Here is an 18113-nt window from a genome sequence, read left to right on the forward strand (position 1 = left end):
CCTCAGCGCGACGCGCGGCCGCCGGTCTGTCGCGCGGGGCGGCCCCGCAGCCGGATCAGGTGGCGCGCCCACTGCACCGCGAAGCAGAGCCGGAGCGCCCAGGCGATGGCGCGCTCATGGACGCGCAGGCGCATCCGCCATGCCCGGAAGGGCGACGTCGCCGCCAGCGCCAGGGGGCCGGCCATGCCCATCCGGCGCCACTCGCTTCGGCTCCACTGCCTCTGGGCGTACGCCGTTCCGATGGCGTGTCGCTCCTGTCGCCGTACCGACCGCAGGAAGGTGGCCGGATACTGCGTCGTCACCACGACGTGCTCCAGGTTGACCACGGGGATCTCCCGGGCGATCAGCTCCGTGGAGAGCTGGAAGTCCTCGGTCGTGTTGAGGGGGTCGTCGTCGACGAGGCGCAGGAGTTCGCTCGGCGCCGCCATGTTGGAGACCGTGGGGTAACGGCGGGAGCCGCCGGGCAGCGCGGCGGAGTTGCGGAGGCGGTCGATCTCCTGTTGCACGCGCACATAGGCGTTCCTCGGGCCGTCGTCCGACTCCACGTGGCCGCTGACCACCCGGTGACCGGCGGCGGCCGCCGCCATCGTCGCGACCCAGTCGACGGGTACCCGGCAGTCGGCATCGGTCAGCAGGATGAGGTCGGCCCGGGCCGTGCGGATGCCCAGGCAGCGCGCCGGGGCCGAGCCGAGCCGCTCGGGGTGTTCCAGCAGCCGCACGGCCGGATGCGCGACGACGGCGTCGAGCCCCCGGCGCTGGTCCGTGCTCAGCCCGTTGAACACCAGGACGGCCTCCGCTTCGCCTTCGAAGGCGTCGATCGAGCGAAGGAGGGCGCTCAGGCACTCGTGCGTGAAGGCGCCTCCCGTGCCCACGGGGACCACGATCGAGACGGTGGGGCCGCGTCCCTCCGTCGGCGGCTCTGGTGCGAGGGACACCGCCTCGTGGTCTGCGGCCGGCGTCCGCATGGCTACCGGCCTCCGGCGGCGAACCGCGCGAGGCGTTCCAGGCCCCGGCGGATCGTCTGTTCGGACGTGGCGTAGGAGAACCGGACGTAGCCGTCCACGCCGAAGGCGATGCCCGGCACGGCGGCCACGTGGACCTGGTCGAGCAACGCCTCGCAGAGTTCGACGCTGTTGTCGACGGGGTGGTCGCCGTAGGTCTTCCCCAGCAGGGCGCGGCAGTCGGCGAAGGCGTAGAAGGCGCCCTGCGGCATGGCGCAGCGGACGCCGGGGATGGCGTTGAGCCCGTCGACGATGAGGCGGCGCCGGCGGTCGAATGCCTCCCGCATCCGGTCCACGGACGCCTGGGGGCCCGTGAGGGCCTCCAGGGCGGCCTTCTGGGCCATGCTGTTGGGCCCGCTCGACAGGTTGCTCTGGAGCTTGACGGCGGCGGCGATGACGTCCCGGGGGCCGGCCGCATAGCCGATGCGCCAGCCGGTCATGGCGTAGGTCTTCGAGACGCCGTTGACGGTGACGACCTTCTCCATGGCCCGCCGGCCGAAGGAAGCCGGGCTGACGTGCTGCAGGCCGTCGTAGATGAGCTTCTCGTAGATCTCGTCGGAGAGGATCCAGAGGTCGTGCGCCAGGGCGATCTCGACCAGGGGACGCAGTTCGTCCTCCGTGAGCACCGCGCCGGTGGGGTTGCACGGGGAGTTCAGGACGAGCAGCCGGGCGCGGTCGGTGCAGGCGGCCTCGAGCCGGTCCGGCGTCAGCTTCATGTCCGGATCGGTGCTGCAGTCGATGGCGACGGGTTCGGCGCCGCACATGCGCGCCTGGTCGGCGTAGCTGACCCAATAGGGGGCGGGCAGGAGCACCTGGTCGCCGGGCTGTACGAGGGCCAGGAGGATCATGTAGATCGTCTGCTTGCCGCCGTTGGAGACGAGGACCTGCTCGGGGGTGCAGTCGAGGGCGTTGTCGGTTCTGAACTTCCGGGCGACGGCGGCGCGCAGTTCGGGCATGCCGGCGGGGGCGGTGTACTTCGTGAAGCCGTCGCGGATGGCGCGGCAGCCGGCCTCCTTGATGTGGTCGGGCGTGTCGAAGTCCGGCTCGCCGACGGTGAAGGCGACGACGTCGACGCCGTCGCGGACCAGTTGCCTGGCCCGGGCGTCGACCGCCATGGTGGCCGATGGTTGGACGTGCTGCGCGATTCTGGACAAGGCCATGTGGCAGTCAGCCTGCGAACGTCCTGTGGGGGTCTCCGGACGCCGTCCGGCCGGGAGCGATCATATTAGCGGAGCAGAGGGCCGTCTGCAACGCGCGGGGCGCGGGTTGAAGCGGGGGTGCTCTCCGGCTACCATGGTGGGTCAGTCAATGCCCCGGGACTTCCTCGCGGAGGCGACATGGCCAAGGGCGGTCAGGTGCAGATTGCCGAGCTGCTGCGCGACTACTGGGTCGGCGATCTGCTGGGGACCGGCGCGCGCAGTCAGATCTACGCCGTCAAGCGCAGGAGCGACGGCTACGACTTCGCCGTCAAGTTCGTCCAGGTGCGCACGGCCCAGGACCGGCGCATCGTCGACCATCTCGAGAACGAATTCCAGGTGCTCCAGGCCGTGCACAACCCCAAGCGGCAGCCCTCGGAGTTCATCATCTTCCCGGTCGAGTTCCGCAAGGTCAAGTCGATGCTCAAGCTCCAGGCCGCCTACCTGGTCATGGAGCGCGCCGGCGGCCGCTCGCTGTTCGACCGGCGCGACTACCCCCTGGAGGACGTGCTGACCATCTTCCGCCAGGCGTGCCACGCCCTGCAGCACATCCACAGCGTGGGCTACGTCCACGCGGACCTGAAGCCGCAGCAGATACTGGTCGACGATCTGAAGATGATCAAGATGATCGACTTCGGCTTCGCCGCGCCGATCGGCTCGAAGCTGGACACGTCCAAGGGCACCTTCGGCTACCTTGCGCCCGAACAGGCCGGCGGCCGGCTGACGGCCAAGACGGACGTGTTCAACCTGGGCGCGGCCCTCTACTGGGTCCTGACCGGCCGGAACCTGCCCTCGATCATGCCCGGACGGCACGACCGCAGCGGGTTCGTGCCCGGCGAGGCGGTCAGCATCCCGCCGCCGTCGGTCCTGAACCCCACGGTGCCCGAGGAGCTGTCCGAGATGGTGCTGCGCTGCTGCCATCCGGACGGGCATGCGCGCCCGACGGCCCAGGAGCTGAAGCGCTACCTCTACGGTCTGGCGCTGCGCCTGGACTACGGAGCGGTCGCCTGACATCACTGAAGTGCTTTGCCGGAAACCACTTGGGACGGGTGTTGACGGGTCGCTGCCGTGTTGTTACACTTAGTGGGCCTGCCGGACGCCGCAGGTGACGTCCGCACGCGTCCGCCCGACGCGCGTCGACCGGCCGCGACGGGCGCACGTCTCCTTCCACTGCCGGGAGGAGGTACATGGGAACCGGCCGCCAGAGTGTCGTCGTTCGACGGCTGCTGCTTGTCGAGAACGAGCGGCACCGGATCGACGAACTGCGCGATGCCTTCGCCGACGACGGCTACGAGTGCGAGGTCGCCCTGGACTTCGCAACGGCGCGCTACATCGTCGGCGAACGGCTGATGGACCTGGCCGTCGTCAACTCCACCCTCGTCGAGATGCCCGACGAGCGGCTCGTCGGCGAGCTGAAGGCGGCCAACCCCGAGATGGCCCTGGTGATCTACCACGGGAAGGCGACCAAGGCGCGGCAGCGGAAGTTGCGCCGTCTGGGGGCGGACAGCTACCTGAGCAAGGCGAGCGACACGATCTCGATCATCCGGGCCGTCCGTTCCCTGGGCGAGCGCCGGGGGACGCGTCCGTCGCCCCCGGCGGCCCCTGCAGATCGATGAAGGCCACCTCGGCCGGGCAGTGCCACCGCACCGGCAGCGTGCGGGCCGTGCCGAACCCCCGGTTGACGTACAGGTGCCCCCACGGCATGGCGTAGAGCCCGCCGGCGAATCCCGCGCTGAAGGGCGGCAGGGCCGCGCGCCAGAGCAGCGGGACGCGTATCTGCCCGCCGTGCGTGTGGCCGCTCAGGATCACGTCCGGCGGGCGCCCCGCCGGCGTCCTGTGCGCGCCCGCCACAAGGTGCGCGGCCGCCGCAAGGTGCGCGGCCAGCGGTGCGTGGGCCAGCAGCAGGGCGCAGTCGGCCGGCTCCGTGGCCGAAAGGGCCGCCGCCGAGTCCGGCCAGCCCAGCGACACGTCGTCGAGGCCGCCGACCAGGACGGTGCCGGACTCCGCGCGGACCATGCGCGACTCGTTCACGAGGAGTTCCACGCCCCAGTCGGCCATCATCGCGCGGAGGGCCGACAGACGCTCGCTGCGCCGCATCTCGCCGTTGCCCCGGCAGGCGAAGGTGCCGAGCCGCCCCCGCAGGCGGGGCAGGAGGGCGGCCGCCACGCGCGCCGACGACGCCTCACGCACCAGCACGTCGCCGGTGAGCGCCACCAGGTCCGGCGCCCGCTCGGTCACCAGGTCGGCCAGCCCGTCCTGGCGCGTGCTGCGGCGGCGCAGGTGAAGGTCGCTCAGGTGGCAGATGCGCAGGGGAGGGCGGCCGGGCGGCAGCGAAGGCACGGTCAGCCGGACGTGTTCCACCCTGGTGCCGTGCGGACGCTGACCGTTTCTCATCGTCGGGCTGCCGATTATAGCGATCCCCTGGCCGGCCCACAACGGCCGTCGGCCTCCGAGGTTTGAGTTCCGGTCCGGCAGCGTCTATAATCCCCCCGTGGCAGTCCGCCCGTGGTTCCGGAGGCGTCGATGGCTCCCCCGATCGTGGCCAGCGTCGATCTGAACGCAATCATGCACAATGCGCGGATGGTCCGCGCACTGGTCCGTCCGGCAGGGCTCTGTGCGGTGGTCAAGGCGAACGCCTACGGACACGGCGCTGCGGCGGCGGCGCACGTGCTGGCGGCGGCCGGCACCGACATGTTCGCCGTGGCGGCCATCGAGGAGGCCGTGGACCTGCGCGAGGCGGGCATCCGCGCGCCGATCCTCCTGTTCGGCGCCCTGGCTTCGAGCGACGTGGCCGAGGTGCTGCAGCATGACGTGACCGCCTGCGTGACCGACGAGCCCTCTGCGCGCGAACTGGCCGGCCGGGCCCGCGCCCGGCACGCGCAGGCGTGCGTGCACGTGAAGGTGGACACGGGCATGCATCGCCTGGGCTTCGATTGGGAGACGGCGGCCGAGGCCGTGCTGCGGCTGGCCGGGCTGGAGGGGCTGCGCGTCACCGGCATCTTTACGCACTACGCGTGTGCCGACGCGGCCGACCCGGCCGTCACCGAGGGCCAGACGCGGCGCTTCCGCTCGGTGCTCAGCCGGCTCGAGCAGGCGGGGATGGCGCTCCCGCTCGCGCACGCGGCCAACAGCGCGACCGTGCTGCGCATGCCGGACGCCCGCTTCGACGCCGTGCGCCCCGGGCTGATCCTGTACGGGATGCGGCCGGCCGCCGGGATGGCCCCGGAGGTGGACCTGCACCCCGCCCTGTGCCTGCGGACGTCGGTGGGCTACTGCCGGCGCGTGAAGCGCGGCGAGGCGCTCGGCTACGGGCACACCTTCACCGCCTGGCGCGATTCGCTCATCGGCGTGCTGCCCGCGGGCTACGCGGACGGCTACGGGCGCTGGTTCTCGAACCTCGGCGAGGTGCTCGTGCGCGGCACGCGCGTGCCGGTCGTCGGCCGCGTCTGCATGGACCAGACGCTCGTGGACCTGACCGACCTCCCCGGTGTGCAGCCGGGGGAGGAGGCCGTGCTCTACGGCCGGCAGGGCGATGCGTGCATTCGCGTGGAGGACATGGCCGCGCGCGTCGGCACCATCCCCTACGAGCTGACCTGCGCCGTGGGGCGCCGCGTGCGCCGGGAGTACGTCCTTAACGGAATGGTCGTGGCGGACGCGGGCCGTGCGGCGTCCATCTCGGCGGACGCGCTCGAACGGCTGGCCACCCTTGCCGCCGGCACAGTCCATGAACACCTTCCTGAAACGCCTGCTTGAGGCCGAACGCGTCGACCTGGCCGGCGCCCTGGCCGGCGCCGGGCCCGACGTGCCGGCCGCCCTGCTCCTGCTTGCGGGCCTGACGCCCGAGAAGTGCCCCCTGACAGAGCACGTTCAGGCGGCCATGGACGCCCTGCTGGCGGACGCGCCGCCCGAGGCCGCCCCGCCCGAGGCGGACGCCGAGTCCGCCCTGAGTCCCTGGTGGACGGCCATGCCGGCGGCCTACGTGGCCGCCGCCTTCCGGCACGTCGGCCTGGCTGAGGTGTGCACGCCCGGGGCGCCGTCCGCGCGGCTGTCGCGGCCGCACGCGCGCGAGAGCGTGCGCGCCATGCGGGAGGTGCTGCGCGGGGGCGGCGTGCCGTTCACCGTGCGCGAGCATGCGGCGTCGCTCATCCTGGGGGCCGGTCGCATCGCCCGGCCGGGCGCCCGTGCGGATGAGACGTGCCGGAAGCTGTCGTGCCGGGCGGACCTGCGGGCGCTCTACCACCTGGAGCGTGCGGAGCTGTGCGCGCTCGGCCGCGGGCCGCACGAGGCGCCCATGCAGCGCCTCGAGGCCTTCCGCGAGCGGGCGGAGCGGTGCGGCGTCTTCGGCGAGCCCTGCGCTCCGCCGCTCTCGGCTGCGGAGGTCCGTGCGGCGGGCTTTGAGGACCCGGTGCAGCGCCACCGGGTGCTCAACGCCCTGCGCTACTTCGGGCTGGTCGCCCGCGTGGACGAGCACGACTGGTTCGTCGAGCGGCTGCAGGAGGAGCCCGTCGTGCCCGGTGGCCGCCTGCACCTTCTGATCGGGCCGGCCGGCTGCGGCAAGTCCACGTGGGCGCGGCTGCACCGGCCCGAGGTCGAGGTGGTCTCGACCGACCGGATGCGCGAGGTGCTGACGGGCGATCCGTCCGACCAGAGCCAGAACTACCTGGTTTTTCAGCGGTGCATGGACCGCCTGCGTGCCCTGCTCGGCGAGGGACGCGACGTGGTGTTCGACGCCACGAACTACTGCGAGGCCGTCCGGGCGCTGCCCGTGCAGGCGGGGCGCTGGTCGGGGGCGGAGATCAGCAGTCACCTCTTCGACGTCGGCCTGGCCGAGTCGCTCCGGCGCAACCTGCTGCGCCCGCGCACCGTCCCGGAGGACGTGATCCGCAAGCAGTACCGCCTCCTGCAGGCGCCGGCCCTCTATGAGGCCGACCGCCAGTACATCGTCGACCCCGACGGGCGCCTCGCCCAGTACTGGCCGTTGCCGGAGGACGGGCAGTGACCGAGTTCATCGGAGAGGAGGTCGAGGTGACCCGGCAGGGCCCTGCCGGGCCGCCCGCGTCGTTCGTCTGGCGCGATCGGCCGTACCGGGTCGCCCGCGTCCGGCGGCGCTGGCGGCATCTGGACCTGCGCCGGCAGTGGTGGCAGCGTCGCCACCGGGATCACTTCGTGGTCGAGGCCGAGTCGGGAGAGCTGTTCGAACTCTACTTCCACCGCGGCTACGGCCGCCGCTACTGGGTGCTCTCGCGGCGCCTTGACACCTGAGGGCGCCGTTGCAGGACGGCGTCCGCTCGAGGCGCACAAGGGGGCTGCTTCAGCGGCCCGCCATGCCTCCCCGGGCGGCGCGTTCGTAGAACTCGCGCTGCATCTCGGGGGTGGCGGCATCGGCCTTGACGGCCCGGATGGCCTGAACGAGCCGTCGGACCTGGGCTTCGATGGCGAAGGCGCCCTTCTCGGCGTTGGCGGCGCGGCCGTCGCCGGCGTAGTGGTTCGGGTAGTTGGCGTACCAGCCAAACGGGCTGCCGAGCCCCTCCAGGGCGTCCTGGCGGCCCAGGCGCCGGCCGGCGTCGGGGTCCTTGATGTCCTCCAGGTGGACCAGTTCCGGGCGCAGGTAGCAGATGCAGCTGCTCTCGGTCTCGCCGCCGTGGCCGCCCTGGGTTTCGAGCATGGCGGCGAGTCGCTCCCGGTCCTCCGGGCCGATCTGGTAGGGGGAGACGGTGTAGGTGAGGTAGTCGCGGGGCTCCTGGAGGAGGGACATGGTCAAGTAGCCGAGCAGGCCGCTGTTGCCGCCGTGGCCGTTGGCGATGATGATCTTGCGGAAGCCGTTGCGGCCGATCTCGTCGAGGACGGCCCGCAGCATCTGCAGGAGCAGGTCATGCGGAAGGGAGATGGTGCCGGGCTGGTGGCGGGCCTCGGCGATCTGGCCGAAGTAGTAGGAGGGGAACACGACGGCCGGTTCCTCTTCGGCGGCGCGCCTGGCGACGGCGTCGATGACGAACTGGTCGGTGCCGAGCGGCAGGTGCGGCCCGTGCCGTTCGATGCAGCCGATGGGCAGGACGCAGACGCAGTCGGCCTGCCGGATGGCCTCCGGCATCCGCTCCGAGCTGATTTCGATCCACTGCATGGTCCTACTCCCTGCGTGCTGGTGTGGCGCAACGACGGGCCCGGCGGCTGCGTCGTGCGGCCGGCGACTCACGTCTCCAGGTACTGCATGATGAACTCCACGACGTCGCCGACCGTCTGCACCTGCAGGGCGGCGTCCTCGTCCATCTCGACGTCGAACTCGACCTCGTAGGCGGCCACCAGCTCGATGCTCTGGATCGACTCGGCGCCCAGGTCGCCCACGAATTCGCTCTCTTCCCGGATGTCGCCCAGGGGGCAGCCGAGCACGTCGGCGGTCACCTCGATGACTCTGTTCAAGACCTCTTCTCTTTCCATTGTGGTCCCTTCGCGCTGGAGTCGCGTGGCCGCGGGCCTCTCCGTCCTGGACGCACGCTGTGATCGCGTTCGATCTTCCCCCTTCGGTCCGTGCGCGTCAAGTTCCCGGCGTGCGCGGACCGGGCCGCCGTCCGGGGCGGTCTACGGCTTCATCGAGTCGAGCACGGCGCGGAGCATGGTGTTGGCCAGCCTGGGGTCCGCCTTTCCGCCGGTCAGGCGCATCACCTGGCCGACCAGCGGCCCGACGGCCTGCTTGCGGCCGGCGTGGTAGTCGCGGACGACGTCCGGGTTCTCGGCGACCACCTGGCGGACGACGGGCTCCAGTGCCGACTCGTCGTTGACCTGCTCCAGGCCGTCCTCGGCGACCAGGGCGGCGGCGTCGCGCCCGGTCTCGATCATGCGGGCCATGAGGTCGCGGGCGACGGCGGCGTTGATCGTGCCGGCGTCGAGGAGGCGGACGAGGCCGGCCAGGCGTTCGGGGCCGAGTTCGAACTCCTCGATGCCGATGCGGCGCTCGTTCAACTGTGCGAGCACGAGGTTCATGATCCAGTTGGCCAGGCTCTTGGGCGCGTTGTGCGTCTCCAGGCACTGCTCGAAGTAGTCGGCGACCTCGCGCAGGTCGGTCAGGACGTCGGCGTCGTATGCGCTCAGCCCGTGGTCGCGCTGGAAACGCTCGCGGCGTTCGACGGGGGCCTCGGCCAGGCGCGTGCGCACGCGTTCGAGCATCTCGTCGGTGATCTGGACCGGCAGCAGGTCGGGGTCAGGGAAGTAGCGGTAGTCGTGCGCCTCTTCCTTGGTGCGCATGCGGGCGGTGCGGCCGGCGGTCTCGTCCCACAGGCGCGTCTCCTGGGCGACGGGCTCCCCGGCGGCGAGGCGGCGGGACTGGCGGGCGATCTCGTATTCGAGGGCGCTGCGGACGGCCTTCATCGAGTTGAGGTTCTTGATCTCCACGCGGGCGCCGAGGGTCTGCGCGCCGGCCGGGCGCATGCTGATGCTGGCCTCGAACCGCAGGGAGCCTTCCTGCATCTTGCAGTCGGAGACGCGGTTGTGGAGCAGCGTTCGGCGCAGGGCCTGCATGTAGGCGTCGGCCTGCTGGACGGTGCGCATGTCGGGGGCGCTGACGACCTCGAGCAGCGGCATGCAGGCGCGGTTCAGGTCCACGAGGCTGTAATCGGCGCCGGGCACGCCGGCGTGCAGGTTCTTGCCGGCGTCTTCTTCCAGGTGCACGTTCGTGATGCCCACGCGGAGGGGCTGGCCGTCAACGCGGATCGTCAGGGCGCCGTCGATGCCGAGATTGCAGGTGTTCTGGGAGATCTGGTAGTTCTTCGGCAGGTCGGGGTAGTAGTAGTTCTTGCGGTCGAAGAACGTGGTGCGGTTGACCGTGCAGCCCAGGGCGAGCGCGGCCTGCAGGGCCAGCTCGAAGGCGCGCACGTTGAGCACCGGCAGCGCGCCGGGCAGCCCCAGGCAGACGGGGCAGGTCTGCGAATTGGGGGGTTGGCCGAACCGGGTGCTGCACGGGCACCAGAGTTTGCTCTCGGTGAGCAGCTCGCAATGCGTCTCCAGGCCTATGACGGATTCGTAGTCCATCGGTCCTCCGGGCAATGGGCACACGGGGGTTTCAATGGTATACCGGCCGGCGAGGCCGGTCAACGGACTTCGTGCCGCCGGGCGTCGGCGCAGACGCCGCAGCCGGAGCAGGGCCCGGTGAGGCAGTCGGGGGTGACCAGGGCGCGGTGGGCGCGTTCGCGTTCCTGGAGCAGGAACTCGGGGCGCAGGCCGAAGTCCAGATGCTGCCACGGCAGGACCTCGTCGGTCGGGCGTTCGCGCAGGGCGTAGAAGGCCATCGAGAGCCCCTCGGTGTCGAAGGCGTCTTGCCAGCGCTGGAAGGAGAAGTGCTCCATCCAGGCGTCGAACTGCCCGCCCGCCTCGTGGACGCGCCGGAGCACGCGGCCCAGGCGCCGGTCGCCCCGGGCCAGCGCGGCCTCCACCAGGCTGGTCTCGACGTCGTGGAATCTGTGCCGGATCGCCTTGTGCCGGGTGGCCTTGCGGATCAGGTCGCGCGCGCGCAGCAGGTAGTCGGGCGGGGCCATCGCCTCCCACTGGAAGGGGGTGTGGGGTTTGGGGACGAACGAGGCGATGCTGACGTTGACGCCGGCGCGGGGCAGGCCGGCGTCGCGGCCGGCGGTGCTGACGGCCTCGCTCAGGTCGGCGATGGCGCGCAGGTCCTGGTCGGTCTCGGTGGGCAGGCCGATCATGAAGTAGAGCTTGATGTGCCGCCACCCCTCGCGGAAGGCCGCGCGGGCGCCTTCGAGCAGTTCTTCGTCGGTAACCGGTTTGTTGATGACCGCACGCAGCCGCTCGGTGGCCGCCTCGGGGGCGACGGTCAGCCCGCTCTTGCGCACCTGTCCGAGCAGGCCGGGCAGCAGGCGCAACTGGTCGCCGACCCGCAGGCTGGAGAGCGAGAGGGCCACGCCGTGCGGTGTGGTGAGTTCGCCCATGCGCTCCAGGAGGCGGTGGAACTCCGGGTAGTCGCTCGAGGAGAGGGAGGCCAGCGCGATCTCGTGGTGTCCGGTCTTCGCGTAGGCTTCGCGCGCCAGGGCCGTCAGTTGCCCGGGCGGGCGCGGGCGGAGCGGCCGGCGCAGCATGCCGGCCTGGCAGAATCGGCAGCCGCGCACGCAGCCGCGCATGATCTCCAGCGTGATACGGTCGTGGACCGTCTCGACGAAGGGCACGATCAGGTCGGTGGGGTAGTGGGCCTGGCCCAGGTCGGCCACCTTGGCCGCCCGGATGCGTGCGGGCACGCCGTCCCCGGCGGGCCGCACGGCCGAGACGGTGCCGTCGGCGTTGTAGCTCACGTCGTAGTGGCCGGGCGCGTAGACGCCGGTCACGCGGCGGGCGGCCTGGAGGACGATCTCTTCGCGCGGTCGCCCCTCCGCCTTCATCCGGCGCACAAGGCGGGCGAACTCCGCGATGCTCTCCTCGCCGTCACCGAGGAAGAACAGGTCGATGAAGTCCGCCATCGGCTCGGGAGACGCCGCGCCCGGGCCGCCGGCGATGACGATCGGGTCCTCCGGGCCGCGTTCGGTGCGCCCCAGGGGGATGCCGGCCAGCTCGAGCATGGCCAGGACGTTGGTGTAGAGCAGCTCGTACTGGAGGCTGAAGCCCACCACGTCGAACTCGCGCACGGGGCGGAAGCTCTCCAGGGCGTAGAGCGGCACGCCGTGCTCGCGCATCTTCGCCTGCATGTCGGGCCAGACGGCGTAGGCGCGTTCGGCGGCGGCCCAGTCCAGGCGGTTGACGACCGAATAGAGGATCTGGCCCCCGAGGTGGGACATGCCGATGCCGTAGAGGTCCGGGAAGAGCAGGGCGAAGGAGACGTCGACCCGGGCGGGGTCCTTGCGGATGGAGTTCTTCTCGCCGCCCAGGTACCGGGCCGGGGTCTCGACGTCGGCGAGGATCCGCTCATCCAGCAGGCGGCGGATGCGGTCCGGATCCGTCACGCGAGGCTCCATGGCAGGCTCCGTCGTGCAGGGTCGGGAAGGCGCCGTTCGGCCGGCGGGCGCGGCGCCGGAGCGGGCTGGGGATGCGCCGGGGGGCATCTGAGCCTGCGTCCAGTCTATCAGACGGGCGTCCTGGAATCCACCGACGGGGCGGGCCGTCGTCTCTTACCGGGGCGATTGTGGAGGATTACGGTCTTGCGCGGGTGCCGGGCGGGCTGTAGAATGGACCCCTGGGGACAGGAGACCATGGCACGTCAAACCGTCATTCGTGGAACGGTGAGTCTGCGTTGCGTGTGCGGCCGCACGGTGGAGTTCGAGCAGGGGCTGCTCGGGCGCGTCTTCCGCTGTCCGCACTGCGGGCGACTCCTGCGGCCGGCGCTGCAGTTCCTGCTGATCGACCGGCGTATGGCCCCCAATCTGACCGCCCAGTGCGCCTGCGGCCACTTCGTGGTGGAGGAACGCGGCCGCGTCGGGGCGCGCGTGCGGTGCACGGCCTGCGGGGCCCAACTGATCATGCCGCAGCCGACCGTCAGCTTCGGGGCCGCCCCGGTCGCGCGCGTGCCCCGCAAGGCGCTCCAGGAGCGCATGAAGCGCTCTGCGCGGCCGCACGAGCGCGTGCCGCCCAACGTCGAGCGGCTCACGGCGCCCGTGCCGCCGGTCGCCTCCACCCTGCGCCCGGGCGAGACCGTCTGCGTCAACCCCGAGTGCGGCGCGCTGCTGACGCCCCGCGCCATCGTCTGTTCCCGGTGCGGCACAAACCGCTTCACCGGCCAGCGCTACACCGGACCCGGGCCGGCGGGGGATCCGCGCGGCCGGTGGCTGCCCGTGTGACGCCGCTCACGGAATCGGCCCGGCGACGGGCCTCCCCGATAGGATCAGCGAGGACGGAGCCGTTGTCATGGGATCGCAGCCGGTGCTTGCGCTGCAGGAGTGGGAGCAGTTCGTGTTGCCGCACAGCCTGCGGCTGCTGGGCGAGTACCAGCACCTGATCGGCGCCGGGGCGGTCGTGGCCGCCACCAACCTTCGCCTTCGCGTGACTGCGGAGGCGACCGGCGGGCCGCCGGCCATCGAACTCGGGCGCTGGGCCGATACGGACACGGGCTGGTCGCCCTTCGAGGGCGATTCCATCGCCGCCCGGGTCGTTTGCTGGGAACGGGCCCTGCAGGTGGCCGTGGACGGGGAACCGGGCGCCCTGCACGGGCTGGCCGTGCGGCTGGACTTCGGCCCGCTCGCCGGCCTGGTGCCGGCCGACGTGCTGGCCGCCTCGCCGGCCGTGGCGCTTGCGCTGGCGGTGGCCGGCACGGGCTTCCGAGGCGAGGGCGACAGGGCCACGGCCGAGGACCTGGCCCGCCTGGCGTGCCGCATCAAGGCCCTGGCCGATCCGCCCGGCACCTCCCACGCCGATCGGTTCCATGCGGAGATGCTCCAGAGCATCCTGGGCGGCGTGGCGTTCGTGAGCTCCGAAGGCGACCGGCTCAACGTGCAGCCCCTGCTGCCGCCCGACTCTCTGCTGCTGGGCGTCGTGCCCGACCCGCAGGCGCCGCCGGTGGCTCCCGAACCGCTGGCCCGGGTGGCCGAGGCCCTCGCGCGGGTGCGGGGGCGCAACGGCCGCCTGGCCGGAGGCGATGAGGGGATGGCCGAGCTGTTCCGCATCGGCAGGGACGAGCTGACAGATGAACAGACCGGGCTGCTCTACGGGCTGATGCGCGTGCGGGAGATGGCCGACGGCTTCCTGGAGGGGCTCGGCGACGAGGTTGTGGACAACGACCGGCTGGCCGAGATCTGCGACGAGGAAAGCGCCATCCTGACCGACTACCTGGGGCTGGCCCCGGGGCCGTATGCGGCCGTGCGGGCGGCCGCTTCGGAGGCCGGCGCGCTGGGCCTGCGCCTGACCTGGGCCTTCGGCGGATGCCTGGCCGCCCTGATCATCGCGCCCGGCCGCAGGGAGCAGGTCGGCGAGGCGCTCGCGCGCCGATTCCCGCGCGCGAGCTTCCTGGTCATCAACGTCGAGCCGGAAGGCCTGCGCCCGGCCCCCGAGGAGGACGACTGGGATCCGGGTCCGTAGAGGCTTCAGTCGGCCGCGCCGGTCATGGCCGCCTCGGCCGGCGCCGGAAGTTCCGCCTCGCCGGGCCCCGTCGGGGGCATGCGGCTCGGGTAGACGAGGGCGATGGCCTGGATCGGCAGGCTCTGCACGAACGGCGCCTCCTGCTGGAAGTCCTCACGCAGCCGCGTGTGCAGCAGGTAGGCGGCCTCCGGCGGGCCCACCAGCAGGAGCAGGTCGTTGACTTCCTGCAGGACGCCTGTCTGCCCGGGCGGCACCCAGCCGCCCATAACGTCCGGAATCAGCGTGTAGCCGCCGGCCAGGCCGGCCAGTTCGGCCAGCAGCGCATCCCGCTGCGGCGCCGACGAGGTGCCGTCCGGCAGCAGTTGCGGGAGCGCTGCGATGTGCAGCATCCGCCCGCTGCCGAACTGGACGGTGATCTGGGGCTGGTTCGCCGAGTTGAGCAGACAACCCGGAGCGGCGACCAGCAGGGCGGCGACAGCGACCACCAGGACGATCCGATGCACCCGTGAACGACGCATGGACATCTCCTCCAGTGTGAGGGCCACCGACGCCCGGCCGGGCTCCCGGACCGTCGAGCGCCGTGCGCACGCGCACGCGGCGGCGTCTCCGGGGCTCTGCATCCGGGCGCCGTACATGCGATGGTGGGCGCAGCAGGACTCGAACCTGCGACTTCTACCGTGTGAAGGTAGCGCTCTCGCCACTGAGCTATGCGCCCACCGAACGCCCCTCAGTATAGCGGGGCCGCCCCCCGGCCGTCAACTGGCGCTTGCGCGTCCGGCGCTACGGCTCCGTGTGCCCGCCCTGCGCCCCGATGGCCACCGCTTCGGCCAGGGCGCTGAGCAGCAGCAGGGGCAGGATCACGGCGGCGTAGGCGGCGGCGCGCGCGCCCAGGGCGTGCGGGTAGGACGCGGCGCCGGACCGGACGGCATGCCCCATGCTCATGCCCATCGCCAGGGCGAGCCAGAAGCAGGGCAGTTCGAGCAGCAGCACGAGCAGGCCGCACGCGGCGGCCAGTCCGGGGGGCGGTCTCCATCGGTCGTCGGCGGGGCGCAGAGCGCCCAGGAGGTTCCCCCGGCCGGCGACGGCGCTGACGACGCAGACGTTGAAGCCCGTCCAGAGTGCGAAGAGCTTCGGCAGAACGGGGTGGATGCCGGAGGCCATGTACAGGAAGATCGCCAGGCCGTTGAACCCGAAGATGACGGCGGCCACGCGCAGGATGCCGGGCGCCGGCCCCATGAGGCGCACGAGGAACCGGAGCATCGCCAGGGGCAGGCGGGCCAGCGCCTGCCACCGGTAGCAGACCGCCGGGCCGGCCGCGAAGGCCCCGGCGGCGAACAGCAGCGCGGCGTGCACGGCCAGGCGCGCGTGATCGCGAAAGACGAAGCTCAGCATCGGCGTGCCCTCACGCCTGGCGGCGCGCGCACTCGACCGTGTGCTTCAGGAGCATCGCGGTCGTGACGAGGCCGACGCCGCCCGGCACGGGCGTGATCATCGAGGCGCGCTCGGCGGCCGCGTCGAACTCGACGTCGCCGACGATCTGCGTCTTCGTCTTGCCGTCGACCTTGACCCTGGCGCGGTTGATGCCGACGTCGATGACGACGGCGCCCTCGCGGACCATGTCGCCCGTGACCAGGCCCGCCTTGCCGGCGGCCACGATCAGGACCTCGGCCCGGCGCGTGTGCGCGGCCAGGTCGCGCGTGGCGATGTGGCAGCAGGTGACCGTCGGCGACTCCCGGATCGACTGCAGCAGCATGACCACCATGGGCTTCCCAACGATCTCGCTGTGGCTGACGACGACCGTTTCCTTGCCCTTCAGGTCGACCCCGGCGTGGCGGAGCAGGGCGACGACGGCGTGGGGCGTGCACGGGCCCAGCGAGAGGTCTCCATAGAAGAGCCGGCCGATGTTGGCGGGGTGGAGACCTTCGACGTCCTTGTCGGGGTGGATGGTCTGCTGGACGTGGCGCGAGTCGATGCCCTCGGGCAGCGGCATGAGCAGGATGACGCCGGTGGCCGCCGGGTCGGCGTTGAGGCCGGCGACGTGGGCCTCCAGGTCCTTCTGGCTCGAGTCGCGAGGCAGTTCGTGCAGTTCGTAGGCGATGCCCACCTCGCGGCAGGCCTTCTCCTGGTTGGCGGCGTAGTACTTGGCGCCGGCGTTGTCGCCGAGGACCACACCGACGAGTTTCGGCGTCCGGCCGAGCGTCCGGATGTCCGCCATCGCCTGGTCCTTGATGGCGTCGGCGATCGGCTTCCCCTTGATCAGCTTTGCGCGCATGGCGTGTTCTCCGGCCTCTGGCGGCGCACGGCGGGCCGTGTGCGGTCACCGGCCCGAACGCAGCAGCTTCTTGAGTTCCTCTTCGATCCAGTGTTCCGGCCTGGACAGGCAGAAGGCGCCGTGTCCGGGGTAGAGGACGTCCGGCGGGTCCTCCAGAAGTCGCTGCAGCGTGGCCAGGTACGCCTCGGCGTCGTAGTCGGGGCGATTGCGGAACTGCTCCATGGCGGGCGAGCGGACGGCGTCTCCGCAGAACAGCATGCGCCGGCCCTCGCACGTCACCTCGTAGCCGACCGAGTCGGCCGAGTGGCCCGGCAGGGCGAGGGCGCGTATCCGGCAGGTGCCGAGCGTCAGCGTCTCGCCGTCGGCCATCTTGGTGACGGCCCGCACGGGCCGGAAGCGGCGGTGATAGTGGTAGGCGACGGTGGCCAGGCCGCCGGTGCGGAGGGCCTCGGCCGCGGCCGGCCCGGCGAGGACCTCGACGCCGTTGCGCTGCAGGTCGTCGGCGGCGCCGGCGTGCGGCAGATGGGCATGGGTCAGCAACACGTGGGTGAGGTCGCGGGGGTCCATCTCCATCTCGCGGAGGTTCCCCAGGATGCCCGGCAGGCTGTCGCCGCAGCCGCAGTCGATCAGCACGAGGGGATCGCCCGTGTTCAGCAGGTAGGTGTTGCAGTCATTGGCGGGCCAGTCCAGGTACACCATGTTGTAGTCCTGGCCGCCGACGAGGTAGACGGGTCCGATCAGCCGCATCCCCATACCGGAATCTCATCACTGCCAGATGCCATGGAGGCCGCAATCCGAACGCTCGGGCGGCCATTTAAGGCGATGTTGCCGACGTTGTCAATGGCAGGGCACGGCGGTGCGCAGTGGGTGGCCGGTCAGGCGGGCAGCGTGAGCCGGTAGATGACGAACGCGAGGAGGCCGAGCCCGGACAGCATGCCGATGGCCACCAGCAGCCAGAGGGGGACGGGGAGCGCGTGCTTCCTGCGGTGTTCGATGTAGGCGCCGACGAGCCCGCGCGGCCCGACGTTGTCGAACAGATCCAGTGAGCCGTTCGGCGCCTCCGGCTCGGGGGCGGCGTCGGCGGCCGGGTCTTCGTCGGAGTCGACTGTGAAGGGGCCCTGGGGCAGGGGGACGGCGCGCGTGGGGTCGGAGTCGGGCGGGGCGTCCGCAGCCGCCGTCTCGGCCTGCGGATCACGGGGGAGAGGTGCCTCAGCCGGAGGGGCCTGGGTCCGCGGGGCAGGGCGGGGCCGAACGGGCTGCGGCGGGGGCGCCGGCGGCGAGGGGGCCTGGCGTGCGGACAGGACGGAGAACGTGGCGACCGAGACTTCCACATGGGTTCCGCATCGGCGGCAGGTTCCGGACGGCTTCCGTTCGTCTTCGTAGACGGACAGCGAACCGCCGCAGACGGGGCAGGTCAGTTCCACCTGTTCCATGGGACTCTCTCCGGAAGCCTTCACGCGTCTGCATGTGAGTATACCATCTGCGGCGGCTCTGAGTATGCGCTATGGGGGGGGCGGGCCTGTCATACGCGGATAGTAATGTCCGGTCTTCGGCGGATAGAAATGTCCGCTTTCCTTCGGGTGGAAGGAGAGCGGATGGAGGGAGACCGGATCGAGATGAGCCAGAAGGAGCGGGATCGGCTCA

At 71.7% G+C, this 18113-nt stretch carries 19 protein-coding genes and 1 tRNA gene; 7 read left to right on the forward strand and 13 right to left on the reverse strand.

Annotation, left to right across the window (positions count from 1 at the left end; translation table 11 throughout):
* Nucleotides 1-2 precede the first annotated feature (2 nt).
* Both GXY85_10850 and GXY85_10855 read right to left on the reverse strand, forming a co-directional pair.
* Nucleotides 3-965, reverse strand: a complete 963-nt coding sequence (locus tag GXY85_10850) for a glycosyltransferase family 2 protein (protein NLW51318.1) — start codon at nt 963-965, stop codon at nt 3-5.
* A gap of 2 nt (nt 966-967) precedes the next feature.
* Entirely contained in the window at nt 968-2161 is a 1194-nt protein-coding gene (locus tag GXY85_10855; GenBank protein ID NLW51319.1) for a pyridoxal phosphate-dependent aminotransferase, read from the reverse strand.
* Between the two features lie 177 nt (nt 2162-2338).
* Here GXY85_10855 and GXY85_10860 point away from each other — a divergent pair, with 177 nt between their 5' ends.
* Nucleotides 2339-3208 (forward strand): serine/threonine protein kinase, encoded by an 870-nt coding sequence (locus tag GXY85_10860; protein NLW51320.1) that lies wholly within the window; start codon nt 2339-2341, stop codon nt 3206-3208.
* Between the two features lie 176 nt (nt 3209-3384).
* Nucleotides 3385-3813 (forward strand): response regulator, encoded by a 429-nt coding sequence (locus GXY85_10865; GenBank protein NLW51321.1) that lies wholly within the window; start codon nt 3385-3387, stop codon nt 3811-3813.
* On the opposite strand, the gene GXY85_10870 is transcribed toward GXY85_10865, so the two are convergent.
* The gene (locus GXY85_10870) at nt 3737-4591 is read right to left on the reverse strand and encodes a hypothetical protein (protein ID NLW51322.1); all 855 of its coding nucleotides are present in this window, start codon (nt 4589-4591) and stop codon (nt 3737-3739) included. The two genes, GXY85_10865 and GXY85_10870, sit on opposite strands and share 77 nt — an antisense overlap.
* 129 nt (nt 4592-4720) lie before the next feature.
* Between GXY85_10870 and alr the strand changes: the two genes are divergently transcribed.
* From alr to GXY85_10885, 3 genes are read left to right on the forward strand one after another with little or no spacing between them, the layout of a single operon-like run.
* A complete protein-coding gene (gene alr, locus GXY85_10875) occupies nt 4721-5950 on the forward strand; it encodes an alanine racemase (protein ID NLW51323.1) in 1230 nt (409 codons plus the stop codon).
* Nucleotides 5922-7196, forward strand: a complete 1275-nt coding sequence (locus GXY85_10880; protein NLW51324.1) for an AAA family ATPase — start codon at nt 5922-5924, stop codon at nt 7194-7196. The genes alr and GXY85_10880 overlap by 29 nt, the downstream gene beginning before the upstream one ends.
* The gene (locus GXY85_10885; GenBank protein NLW51325.1) at nt 7193-7459 is read left to right on the forward strand and encodes a hypothetical protein; all 267 of its coding nucleotides are present in this window, start codon (nt 7193-7195) and stop codon (nt 7457-7459) included. The genes GXY85_10880 and GXY85_10885 overlap by 4 nt, the downstream gene beginning before the upstream one ends.
* A gap of 49 nt (nt 7460-7508) precedes the next feature.
* Here the strand turns inward: GXY85_10885 and GXY85_10890 are convergent, their stop codons facing one another.
* The 4 genes from GXY85_10890 to GXY85_10905 form a co-directional block, all read right to left on the reverse strand.
* Complete coding sequence (locus GXY85_10890; GenBank protein NLW51326.1) at nt 7509-8318, reverse strand: creatininase family protein; 810 nt, start codon at nt 8316-8318, stop codon at nt 7509-7511.
* A 68-nt stretch (nt 8319-8386) separates the two neighbouring features.
* A complete protein-coding gene (locus GXY85_10895) occupies nt 8387-8632 on the reverse strand; it encodes an acyl carrier protein (GenBank protein NLW51327.1) in 246 nt (81 codons plus the stop codon).
* Nucleotides 8633-8773: 141 nt separating this feature from the next.
* Nucleotides 8774-10219, reverse strand: a complete 1446-nt coding sequence (gene gatB, locus GXY85_10900; GenBank protein NLW51328.1) for an Asp-tRNA(Asn)/Glu-tRNA(Gln) amidotransferase subunit GatB — start codon at nt 10217-10219, stop codon at nt 8774-8776.
* Nucleotides 10220-10278: 59 nt separating this feature from the next.
* Nucleotides 10279-12114 carry a TIGR03960 family B12-binding radical SAM protein gene (locus GXY85_10905; protein NLW51329.1) on the reverse strand — a complete coding sequence of 612 codons (1836 nt, stop codon included), beginning with the start codon at nt 12112-12114 and terminating at the stop codon, nt 10279-10281.
* Nucleotides 12115-12378: 264 nt separating this feature from the next.
* Here GXY85_10905 and GXY85_10910 point away from each other — a divergent pair, with 264 nt between their 5' ends.
* The gene (locus tag GXY85_10910; GenBank protein ID NLW51330.1) at nt 12379-12963 is read left to right on the forward strand and encodes a hypothetical protein; all 585 of its coding nucleotides are present in this window, start codon (nt 12379-12381) and stop codon (nt 12961-12963) included.
* A gap of 67 nt (nt 12964-13030) precedes the next feature.
* Complete coding sequence (locus tag GXY85_10915) at nt 13031-14197, forward strand: hypothetical protein (protein ID NLW51331.1); 1167 nt, start codon at nt 13031-13033, stop codon at nt 14195-14197.
* 5 nt (nt 14198-14202) lie between these two features.
* On the opposite strand, the gene GXY85_10920 is transcribed toward GXY85_10915, so the two are convergent.
* The 6 genes from GXY85_10920 to GXY85_10945 all read right to left on the reverse strand — a co-directional run bounded on the left by GXY85_10920 (nt 14203) and on the right by GXY85_10945 (nt 17902).
* Nucleotides 14203-14715 (reverse strand): hypothetical protein, encoded by a 513-nt coding sequence (locus GXY85_10920; GenBank protein ID NLW51332.1) that lies wholly within the window; start codon nt 14713-14715, stop codon nt 14203-14205.
* Nucleotides 14716-14836: 121 nt separating this feature from the next.
* A tRNA-Val gene (locus tag GXY85_10925) sits at nt 14837-14912 on the reverse strand.
* Between the two features lie 65 nt (nt 14913-14977).
* Entirely contained in the window at nt 14978-15589 is a 612-nt protein-coding gene (locus GXY85_10930) for a hypothetical protein (protein ID NLW51333.1), read from the reverse strand.
* Between the two features lie 10 nt (nt 15590-15599).
* Complete coding sequence (locus tag GXY85_10935) at nt 15600-16469, reverse strand: bifunctional 5,10-methylenetetrahydrofolate dehydrogenase/5,10-methenyltetrahydrofolate cyclohydrolase (protein NLW51334.1); 870 nt, start codon at nt 16467-16469, stop codon at nt 15600-15602.
* 45 nt (nt 16470-16514) lie between these two features.
* Entirely contained in the window at nt 16515-17222 is a 708-nt protein-coding gene (locus tag GXY85_10940) for an MBL fold metallo-hydrolase (protein NLW51335.1), read from the reverse strand.
* Between the two features lie 122 nt (nt 17223-17344).
* On the reverse strand, nt 17345-17902 hold the full coding sequence (locus tag GXY85_10945; protein ID NLW51336.1) for a hypothetical protein: 558 nt from the start codon (nt 17900-17902) through the stop codon (nt 17345-17347).
* Between the last annotated feature and the right edge of the window lie 211 nt (nt 17903-18113).

It is taken from the genome of Candidatus Brocadiaceae bacterium, from assembly GCA_012728835.1.
Classification (GTDB): domain Bacteria; phylum Planctomycetota; class Brocadiia; order SM23-32; family SM23-32; genus JAAYEJ01.